An 8,832-nucleotide genomic window follows, 5' to 3' on the forward strand; every position below is an offset into this window, starting at 1 on the left:
CCTCCTACACAAGCCTACAGATACGCGTTCGCCAGCGCTTGTAGCGAGGCGTCGTGCGTCAGGTCCAGATGGAGCGGGGTTACCGTGACATAGCCGTCGGCGACCGCCGCCAGATCGGTGCCCGGCACCAAGGCGTGTTCGGTCCGCCCGAGCGACAGCCAGTAATAAGGAAAGCCGCGCGGATCGGTGCGCGGCTCGAGCCGGGCGCGGCCGTAATCGCGCATCCCCTGCCGCACGACGCGGACGCCCTGCACCGCCTCCGGGTCGATCGGCGGGAAATTGACGTTGATCACCGTCCCCGGGGTCCAGCGCGCGTCGATCAGCGGGCGCAGCACGCGCTCGCCCCAGCTTTCGGCGGTGGCGAACGACACCTCGTCGCCCATCCCGGTGGCGGCATAGCGCTGGCTCAGCGCGATCGACGGGATACCCGCCATCGCCCCTTCCATTGCCGCCGCGACGGTGCCCGAATACATCACGTCCTCGGCGAGATTGGCGCCGCGATTGACCCCGGAGAGGATCAGATCGGGTTTCGCCGGCATCAACTCGGTCAGTGCCATCAGCACCGCGTCGGTCGGCGTTCCCGATACCGCGAACCGCCGCTCGTCGAACCGCCGCACCCGCAACGGGCGCGACAAAGTGAGGGAGCGCCCCGCGCCCGATTGTTCCTCCGCCGGGGCGACGACCCAGATATCGTCGGAAAGGGCACGCGCGATCGTCTCCAGCACCGCGAGGCCGGGGGCGTGGATGCCGTCGTCGTTGCTCAGCAGGATGCGCATGATTCGGGCGTCACCTCGAAAGTTCGGTCATTCCCGCGAAGGCGGGAATCCATTCCGGCTGGCGGTGCGGTTCTTTCGACCACCTGCGCGAATGGATTCCCGCCTCCGCGGGAATGACGATGAAGGGGGAAAGGCGGGGAGCAAATCAGCGCGGCTCGAGCCGGTTGACCCCGCCGAGATAGGGCTGGAGCACGTCCGGCACCCACACCGATCCGTCTTCCTGCTGATAATTCTCGAGAATCGCGACGATCATCCGGCCGACCACCAGCCCCGAGCCGTTGAGCGTGTGGACGAAACGCGTCGCCTTCCCGCCATCCGGGCGATACCGCGCGTTCATCCGCCGTGCCTGGAAATCGGTGCAGGTGGAGCAGGACGAAATCTCGCGATAGCGCTTCTGCCCCGGCAGCCACACTTCGAGGTCATAGGTGCGCGCCGCGGTGAACCCCATGTCCCCGGTGCACAATTTCATCCGGCGGAACGGCAGCCCGAGCCGGGTCAGCACATCCTCCGCCGCTGCGGTCATCCGCTCATGCTCCGCCTCGGACTGTTCGGGCGGGACGATCGAGACCATCTCGGCCTTTTCGAACTGATGCTGGCGGATGAACCCGCGCGTGTCGCGCCCGGCCGCCCCCGCTTCGGAGCGGAAGCAGGGGGTGAGCGCGGTGAAGCGCAGCGGGAGTTCGTCGGCGGCGAGGATGCGCTCGCGGACGATATTGGTCAGGCTCACCTCGGCGGTGGGGATCAGCCAGCGGCCGTCGGTCGTCTCGAACAGATCCTCGGCGAATTTGGGGAGCTGCCCGGTGCCGAACATCGTCTCGCTGCGCACGAGCAGCGGCGGCGCGACTTCCTCATAGCCGTGCTCGCGGGTCAGCGTATCGAGCCCGAACTGGCCGAGCGCGCGGTTGAGCTTCGCCATCTGCCCGCGCACCAGCGTGAAGCGCGCGCCGGCGATCAGCGCGCCGGTCTCGAAATCGAGCCCCAGCGCGGGGCCGATCGCGTCATGTTCCTTCACCTCGAACGCGAAGTCGCGGCGCGTGCCGCGTTCGTGGACGAGCTGATTGTCATCCTCGTCGGCGCCGGTCGGCACGTCGGGCAGCGGGATATTGGGCAGCGCGGCGAGCAGATCGTCGAGCTCGGTGCCGAGCCGCGCTTCCTCCGCTTCGAGTTCGGGCAGCCGCTGTTTGAGTGCGGCGACTTCGGCCATCAGCGCGGTGGCGGTCGCCTCGTCCTTCGAAGCTTTGGCGGCACCGATCGCCTTCGAGGCTTCGTTGCGGCGCGCCTGGCCGGTCTGCAATTCGGTGATCGTCTCGCGCCGGCGACGATCGAGGTCGAGGATCGCGGCGCTCTCCGCCTCCTTGCCGCGCTTCGCCATCGCGGCATCGAAATCGGAAGGATTCTCTCGGATCAGACGGATATCGTGCATCCCCGCGCTATGGCGGGGGCAGTGAGGGGAGGCAAGCGGGGTTAGGCCTGCGCGGCCTTGCGCCCCCACCGTCGCCGCGCGACGAGCGCCGCCGCGGCCGCGCCGAACAGCAGGACCATCGGCGGCGCGGGCACCGGCGTCGGGTTGCCACTGCTCGATCCGCTGCTGCCGGTCGAGCTCCATCCCCCCGACGAGCTGCTGCTCGATGACGTCGAGGATGAAGACGACGTCGACGACGAGGTGGAGGATGACGTAGACGACGAGGTCGACGACGAGGTGGAGGTGGAAACGTTCCCGCTCGACGACGAGGTGCTGCTGACGTTGCCGCTCGACGTGGAAGATGTGCTGCTCACCCCGCCGGTCGAGCTTGAGGTGGATGACCCGCCCGTCGAGGAGGAGGTCGACGACCCGCCGGTGGAGGAGGAGGTCGACGATCCGCCCGATCCCCCCGACGAGGTCGAGCTCGAGGTCGATCCGCCGCTGGTGCTGGAGGTGGAGGAGACCACGATCCCGCTCGATCCGCCGCCGCTGCCGCCGAAGAAGCCGCCGCCGAAGAAGCCGCCGCCGAACCCGCCCCAGCCGCCGCTGCCGCCGTATACCACCGGCGGGGTGGAGGGGGCGCTGGTCTCGATGATCGGCGCGGCCGGCAACACCATCGGGGCGGATTGCATCGCCACCGGGATGTCGGCCACCGGCGGGCAGGCGGGCACGGGGCGCGCGCGCGCCATCGGCAACACCCGCTCGACCGGGCGCCGCACCGGCTTGCGCGCCACCTTCTTCTTGCTGAACTCGGTGCGCGGCTTGGCATTTTCGGCAACGTGAACCGCGCCGCCCCCGATCAGCGCGCCGCCTGCCGTGCACGCCGCAAGTTTCACCAAGGCCATCCGCACTGACATGGTTCTTCTCTCTATCTTCCCGGCGAAGAACGGTCGCCGCGCTCCCCATTACGCACGATGTGCGCGCCGTGCTTGCCCGCAAAGTGCAAAGCAAAGGTTTAAGTGCAAGCGCGATAACCATGATTAACCGCGTATTTGTGCAACACTAGGCGGCAAACGCGCCGAGCGGTTGGTAAACGTTTCAATGCGAGACAGTTTCGGCTGCGCAACAGCCGGTTCAGCGCCGCGAAAGGCACACGGTGGCAGGGATGATCGCGTGATGATCTATGGTCGCTTGTTTGCGGTCCGGCACCCGATTATAGGCGCGCCACGGACAACGCGCAGTGGAGCAAAGGGCCTGCGCGGACGGGGAGAAGCTTGATGGCGACCGCGTATGAACGAATGGAGGACGGCGGCAGCAGTCCGAACGCCTCCAACGACTCAGATGGCTATCGACCGCACCCTGACGAACCCTTCATGTGTGAGCGGCAACAGGCTTATTTTCGTGCTAAGTTGCTCAATTGGAAGGAAGCGATCCTGCGCGAGTCGCAGGGCACGCTGTCGCAGCTGCAGGTCGATTCGCTGCGTGAGGCCGATCTCAACGATCGCGCGTCGAGCGAGACCGACTGGTCGATCGAGCTGCGCACGCGGGATCGGCAGCGCAAGCTGATTTCCAAGATCGAGGCGGCGTTGCGTCGGCTCGACGAGGGCGAATATGGCTATTGCGAAGTGACCGGCGAGCCGATCAGCCTGGGGCGGCTGGAGGCCCGGCCGATCGCGACGATGACGGTCGAGGCGCAGGAACAGCATGAGCGCCAGGAAAAGGTCTCGCGCGAAGATTGAACGCGCGATAGTGAGCGTGTTTGCAATTCCGCAAGATTTGGCGACGTATTGACGTGACGATGAAGCATTTCGGCAAGAATGTCTTTGCCGACGCGAAACCCGCGGACGGCAGCCGGCGAGGGCGCGAGAGCGTCCACGTCGCCGCCCGTCTGCGCATCGTCGGTGCTGCGAGCGCGATGAAGGTCGGCATCCGTAACGTTTCGGCAGGCGGGCTGATGGCCGAGCTGCCGCGCGCGATCGCCCCCGATGCAGCGATCGAGGTCGAGCTGGCCGGGATCGGCTGGGTCTCCGGCCGCGTCGCGTGGCAGACCGCGGGGCGCGTCGGCGTCGCCTTCGATCAGGAAATCGATCCGGTGCAACTGGTCGCGGAAGAGGCCGGCGGGAAGTAACGCCGCGCCGCGCGACGTGCCGAGCTTGCGCTAACCCCTCTCCGTTCGTGCGAATGGGTTACTGCGCTCACTCAGCCCGCCAGCTCACCCAAATCCAGCGCATCGAGCAGCACGCCCCGCGCCGCCTCGATCCGCGCGATCAGCGCCGGATCGTCGATCGCATCGGCGGCGATCTTTTCCGGCCAGTGCGCCTCGATCACCGCCGCGATCCGGTCGAGCTTTGCCGAGTCGACCAGGAAACGCGGGTCGACGGTCGCCGGATCGGCCGCCACGCGCAGCCGCAGACATGCCGGCCCGCCGCCATTGGCCATCGATTCGCGCACATCGACCACCTCGACTGCGCGGATCGGGCCGTTGCCCGCGACATGTTCCTGCAGCCAGCCCCATACCCGCGGATTGTCGCGCGCTTCGCCCGGGACGATCAGCGTCTGCTCGCCCGACGGCGGGGTGACGAGCTGCGCGTTGAACAGATAGGATTGGATCGCATCGGCAAGGCTGACGCGATCGGCCGGCACCTCGACGATCTCCACCTCGGGGATCGCCGCGCGGAGCCCGGCATAGAAAGTCGCCTTGTCGGCGAAGGCTTCCTCATGCGCGAACAGGGTGCGCTCGTTGGCGACCGCGACGACGTCGTTGTGGAACGCGCCGGCGGCGATCGCTGCGGGGGATTGCTCGACGAAAAAGGTGCGCGCCGGATCGAGCCGGTGCAGGCGCGCGATCGCCTCGCTCGCCTCGCGATGCTGACGCGCCGGGAAGGGGCCGCCCGGCTCGCCATAGACGAAGATCTCGACCCCCGGCGCGGCATGATCGGCGGCGATCCGCATATGATTGGCCGCGCCCTCGTCGCCGAACGGCGCCGGCACCGGGCCGTGCACCGCGAACGCCGGATGCGCGAAGGCGAGGCGGAGCTGCGCCAGCGTCTCGGGCCATTCGTGGCTGCGATGCGGCATGGTGACGAGGTTGGCGACGGTCAGGTGGCAGCACGCGTCGTCGCTGTCCGCTGCCGGGGAAACGGTGGCGGCATTGGCCGCCCACATCGCCGAGGCGGAGAGCGCGCGGGCACGCAGATGCGGCGCGGCGTGTGCATAGTCGGTCGCCAGCGCGGCGAGCCAGCGATGATCGGGCCGCGGATGCGGGAGCAAGATCCCCTGCGTCAGCCCCAAAGCGAGGTTGGCGCGCATCTTGGCGATGCCCTGCAGCGCGGCGGCGCGTGGGTGGGCGACATGCCCGGCATTGCGCGTCGCGGCGAGGTTGCCGGGGCTGAGCCCGGCATAATTGTGGCTCGGCCCGACCAGGCCGTCGAAGTTGATCTCGCGGATCATGTCCGCGCCATATAGGTGACCTTATCGTCTTCCCGCGCGCCGATCGCCTTGGCGCTGGCCGTATCGAGCACGATCGCCTCGGCCACCTCGCGGACATTGCCGAGCGCGCAGCGGAAATCGGCCAGCGTGCCGCGCGCGACCAATGCGGGGGTGCCGCCCTCGCGGTCGATCGCGATCACCGCGCTCTCGCGCGCCTCGCGGATCGAGCGGACATTGTCGGTGCGCGCGGTCATCGTCGGGCCACCGTCGAAGATGTCGATATAATTTTCGAACGCGAACCCCTCATTCTCCAGCATTCGCATCGCGGCACGGCCCGAGGGGTGGGGGAGGCCGATCGCGGCGCGCGCGCTTTCGGAGAGCATTGCGGTGTAGATCGGATGCTTGGGCATCAGATCGGCGATGAACTGGTGCCCGTGGATCGCATTATATTGATCCGCATCCTGGAAGTTCATCCCGAAGAAGCGCCCGGCGAGCCCGTCCCAGAAGGGCGATCCACCGGCCTCGTCGATGATCCCGCGCAATTCGGCGAGGATGCGATCGGCGAAGCGCCGGCGGTGCATCTTGATAAAGAGGTAGCGGCTGCGCGCGAGCAGCATCCCGAGCCCGCCGGCGCGCTCGCCGGGGTGGAGGAACAGCCCGCCGACCTCGCTCGATCCCTCCAGATCGGTGGTCAGCGACAGCATCTCGGCGCGGAAAGTGCGGCCGAGCTGGTCGCTATGCTGGGTCAGCGTGCTGAGCCGATAGCTGTAGAAAGGGTGGCGCTGCCCGACCTGGGTGAACAGCTGGCAGGTGCCGCGCACTTCCCCGGTCTCGGTATTCTCGAGGATCAGCACGAAGGCTTCGTCGTCGAGCGCGCCTTCGGTGCGGGCGAAGGCATTGCTGCTGCGTTCGAGCTTGGCCTTCAGCGCGCGGCGGTCAGCCGGCAGGTTGGTGAAGCCGCCCCCGGTCAGCTTGGCCATTTCGTAGAGATGCGGCAGATCGGCCTCGCTGGCCGCGCGGATGACGAAGGTCACAGCCGGCCCTCCGCGATGCGCAACATGGTGACGGCGGAGAGCGCGGCGCGCTCCGGCAGGCTGTCGACGATCAAAAATTCCTCCCCCGAATGGATTGCCCCGCCGCGCGCGCCCATCGTGTCCACCACCGGGACGCCGCACGCCGCGATATTGTTGCCGTCGCACACCCCGCCGGTCGCGCGCCACGCGATCGTCAGGCCGAGATCGCTGCCGGCATCGCGTACCAGCCCGAACAGCCGCTCGGCGCCCGGGTCGATCGGCTTTGGCGGGCGGTTGAACCCGCCGTGGATCTCGACATGCACGTCATGCGCCGTCGCGACTTCGGCGACCGCGGCGTCGATCGCGGCGCGGGCGCGGTCGATCTCTCCTTGCGAGGCGGGGCGGAAATTGACGCGCAGCACCGCCAGATCGGGGACGACATTGTTCGGCCCGCCGCCGTCGACCCGCGCCGGATTGACCGCGAGGCTCGGCGAGCGCGCGGCGGCGAGCCGCAACGCGATATCCGCCGCCGCGACGATCGCGTTGCGCCCGTCCTCCGGGTTGCGCCCGGCATGCGCGGCGCGGCCGCGGACGACGATCGAGAAATTGCCGGTGCCGCCGCGCGCGCCGGCGAGCGTGCCGTCGGGCAAAGCGGGTTCGTAGGTCAGCGCCGCCTTCTTGCCGCGCGCCAGCTCGGCGATCAGCGCGGCGGAGGAGAAGGAGCCGGTTTCCTCGTCGGAATTGATCAGCACGTCATAGCCGATCGCGCTCCCCGTCGCCTCGACCCCTTCGAGCGCGGCGAGCATCACCGCGAGCCCGCCCTTCATGTCGGCGACGCCGGGGCCGTTGATCGTCCCGTCGGGGCGGTCGACGAGCGTCTGGAACGGGTGGTCGACCGGAAACACCGTGTCCATATGCCCGGTGAGCAGCAGCCGCAGCGGCGCTTCGGGACGGACCGCGAGGTGGAGGTGACGGCCATGCGCGATCGGCTCGACCACGCCCGCCGCGGTGACGCGCTCCGCCGGCGCCGCGTCGACCAGCCGGACGTCGCCTGGCAGCCCGGCGAAGGCGTCGGCGAGCATCTCCGCCACCGTCGCCAGCCCGGCGATATTGCCGGTGCCGCTGTTGACCGCGGCCCATTGTCGCACCCGCGCGAGCATCGGCGAGGCCGCCGCCTGCTCGATCGCGATCCGTTCGTTCGCTGATATCCCCGTCATCCGCGAGTGGTAGCGCGGTTGAGGGGGTGGTGGGAAGGCGTCGAGGAAGCGATTATTCCGTTCCTCGCCTTATCCTCCCCTCCCTTGAACAAGGAAGGGGTCGGGGGTGGGTTGGCCTGCGGGGGCACCGATCCGCGCGCCTCAAACCCACCCACCCCCAGCCCCTCCCTTCACAAGGGAGGGGAGTAAAAAGAGAAGGGCGGAGGGGATCAGAACGTATAGACCAGCGACGCCCGGCTGGTGGTGTCGGTGGTGCGGCGCCCGGCGGGCGGGGTGCTTTCATATTGCACGACATAGGAAAGCTGCGCGGAGAGCGGCCCGACGACGCGCGCGGCGAGCGCGGTCGTCCCGCTGACGGTGGAATTATACCGTTCGAGATAGGCCGAAGCGACCTGCGTCAGCTTGAGCCCGGGGGTGAATTTCCACGCGAAATCGAGGCTGCCGCGCGCCGCGAGGCTGCTCTGCGTCGTCGCATCGGTGAAGGCGGTGTAGCGATAGGCCGGCCCGAGCTCGAGATCGAGCTTCATCGCCGGGGTCTGGATCGCGCTGTAGCCGGCGCCGATCGAGGTCGAATAACGCTGGTCGTACCCGAGGAAGCGATCGGACTCGAATTGCCCCGCGCCATAGATGTAGCGGCGCGAATCGATCTTATAATTAGGCTCGTAGCTGGCGAGATAATGTTCGCGCGTCGTCACCCCGAGGCTGCGCTGGTAATCGGCCTGCAGCCGTACCTTGTGGCGCCATTCCAGCCCCTCGCGAGTCAGATCGAGCACGCCGGTCGCGCCGACCGTTTCGCTGTTGCCGGTGGTGAGATAGCCGCCGAGCTCGGCACGCCCGCGCCACAGGTTGAACACCCCGGCCTCGCGCACGCGGGTATCATTCGCGCGCTTGCGCTCGGCGCGCCAGGTTTCCGCTATCCGCGCCACCGCGTCGCCGCTCGCCGGATCGGCGGTGCGGGCATATTTGACGATCGTGGAGACTTCGCCGTCGTTGCC

Annotated in this window: 9 protein-coding genes; 3 read left to right on the forward strand and 6 right to left on the reverse strand. The window is 68.2% G+C overall.

Going from position 1 to position 8,832, the window contains the following annotated elements; genetic code table 11:
* Positions 1 to 14: 14 nt before the first annotated feature.
* Positions 15 to 776 carry a 5'/3'-nucleotidase SurE gene (surE, locus tag BGN95_RS20905; RefSeq protein WP_179513467.1) on the reverse strand — a complete coding sequence of 254 codons (762 nt, stop codon included), beginning with the start codon at positions 774 to 776 and terminating at the stop codon, positions 15 to 17.
* Between the two features lie 145 nt (positions 777 to 921).
* Positions 922 to 2,199 carry a serine--tRNA ligase gene (serS, locus tag BGN95_RS20910; RefSeq protein ID WP_286773886.1) on the reverse strand — a complete coding sequence of 426 codons (1,278 nt, stop codon included), beginning with the start codon at positions 2,197 to 2,199 and terminating at the stop codon, positions 922 to 924.
* Between the two features lie 144 nt (positions 2,200 to 2,343).
* Here serS and BGN95_RS20915 point away from each other — a divergent pair, with 144 nt between their 5' ends.
* The 3 genes from BGN95_RS20915 (at position 2,344) to BGN95_RS20925 (ending at position 4,306) form a co-directional block, all read left to right on the forward strand.
* Positions 2,344 to 3,021, forward strand: a complete 678-nt coding sequence (locus tag BGN95_RS20915; protein ID WP_286773887.1) for a hypothetical protein — start codon at positions 2,344 to 2,346, stop codon at positions 3,019 to 3,021.
* Between the two features lie 455 nt (positions 3,022 to 3,476).
* Positions 3,477 to 3,917: an RNA polymerase-binding protein DksA gene (dksA, locus tag BGN95_RS20920; protein ID WP_265269356.1), complete on the forward strand. Its 441-nt coding sequence runs from the start codon at positions 3,477 to 3,479 to the stop codon at positions 3,915 to 3,917.
* Positions 3,918 to 3,976: 59 nt separating this feature from the next.
* Positions 3,977 to 4,306 carry a PilZ domain-containing protein gene (locus BGN95_RS20925; protein WP_265269355.1) on the forward strand — a complete coding sequence of 110 codons (330 nt, stop codon included), beginning with the start codon at positions 3,977 to 3,979 and terminating at the stop codon, positions 4,304 to 4,306.
* A gap of 71 nt (positions 4,307 to 4,377) precedes the next feature.
* Here the strand turns inward: BGN95_RS20925 and BGN95_RS20930 are convergent, their stop codons facing one another.
* From BGN95_RS20930 to BGN95_RS20945, 4 genes are all read right to left on the reverse strand, one after another.
* Entirely contained in the window at positions 4,378 to 5,628 is a 1,251-nt protein-coding gene (locus BGN95_RS20930) for an N-succinylarginine dihydrolase (protein WP_286773888.1), read from the reverse strand.
* Positions 5,625 to 6,641, reverse strand: coding sequence for an arginine N-succinyltransferase (locus BGN95_RS20935; RefSeq protein WP_286773889.1), 1,017 nt, complete (start codon positions 6,639 to 6,641; stop codon positions 5,625 to 5,627). Before BGN95_RS20935 ends, BGN95_RS20930 begins: the two co-directional genes overlap by 4 nt.
* The gene (locus BGN95_RS20940; protein WP_286773890.1) at positions 6,638 to 7,837 is read right to left on the reverse strand and encodes a hydrolase; all 1,200 of its coding nucleotides are present in this window, start codon (positions 7,835 to 7,837) and stop codon (positions 6,638 to 6,640) included. Before BGN95_RS20940 ends, BGN95_RS20935 begins: the two co-directional genes overlap by 4 nt.
* Before the next feature lie 209 nt (positions 7,838 to 8,046).
* Positions 8,047 to 8,832, reverse strand: a 786-nt coding sequence (locus BGN95_RS20945; RefSeq protein ID WP_286773891.1) for a DUF481 domain-containing protein, incomplete at its 5' end; no start/stop codon positions are given.

This window comes from Sphingomonas sp. 66-10 (assembly GCF_001897045.1).
Taxonomy (GTDB): domain Bacteria; phylum Pseudomonadota; class Alphaproteobacteria; order Sphingomonadales; family Sphingomonadaceae; genus Sphingomonas; species Sphingomonas lycopersici.

What these genes read in the sequence shown, in the direction of transcription:
- BGN95_RS20930 (WP_286773888.1), bottom strand. Translation starts at nt 5,628, where the DNA reads ATGATCCGCGAGATCAACTTCGACGGCCTGGTCGGGCCGAGCCACAAT.
- dksA (WP_265269356.1), top strand. Translation starts at nt 3,477, where the DNA reads ATGGAGGACGGCGGCAGCAGTCCGAACGCCTCCAACGACTCAGATGGC.
- BGN95_RS20940 (WP_286773890.1), bottom strand. Translation starts at nt 7,837, where the DNA reads ATGACGGGGATATCAGCGAACGAACGGATCGCGATCGAGCAGGCGGCG.
- surE (WP_179513467.1), bottom strand. Translation starts at nt 776, where the DNA reads ATGCGCATCCTGCTGAGCAACGACGACGGCATCCACGCCCCCGGCCTC.
- BGN95_RS20925 (WP_265269355.1), top strand. Translation starts at nt 3,977, where the DNA reads ATGAAGCATTTCGGCAAGAATGTCTTTGCCGACGCGAAACCCGCGGAC.
- serS (WP_286773886.1), bottom strand. Translation starts at nt 2,199, where the DNA reads ATGCACGATATCCGTCTGATCCGAGAGAATCCTTCCGATTTCGATGCC.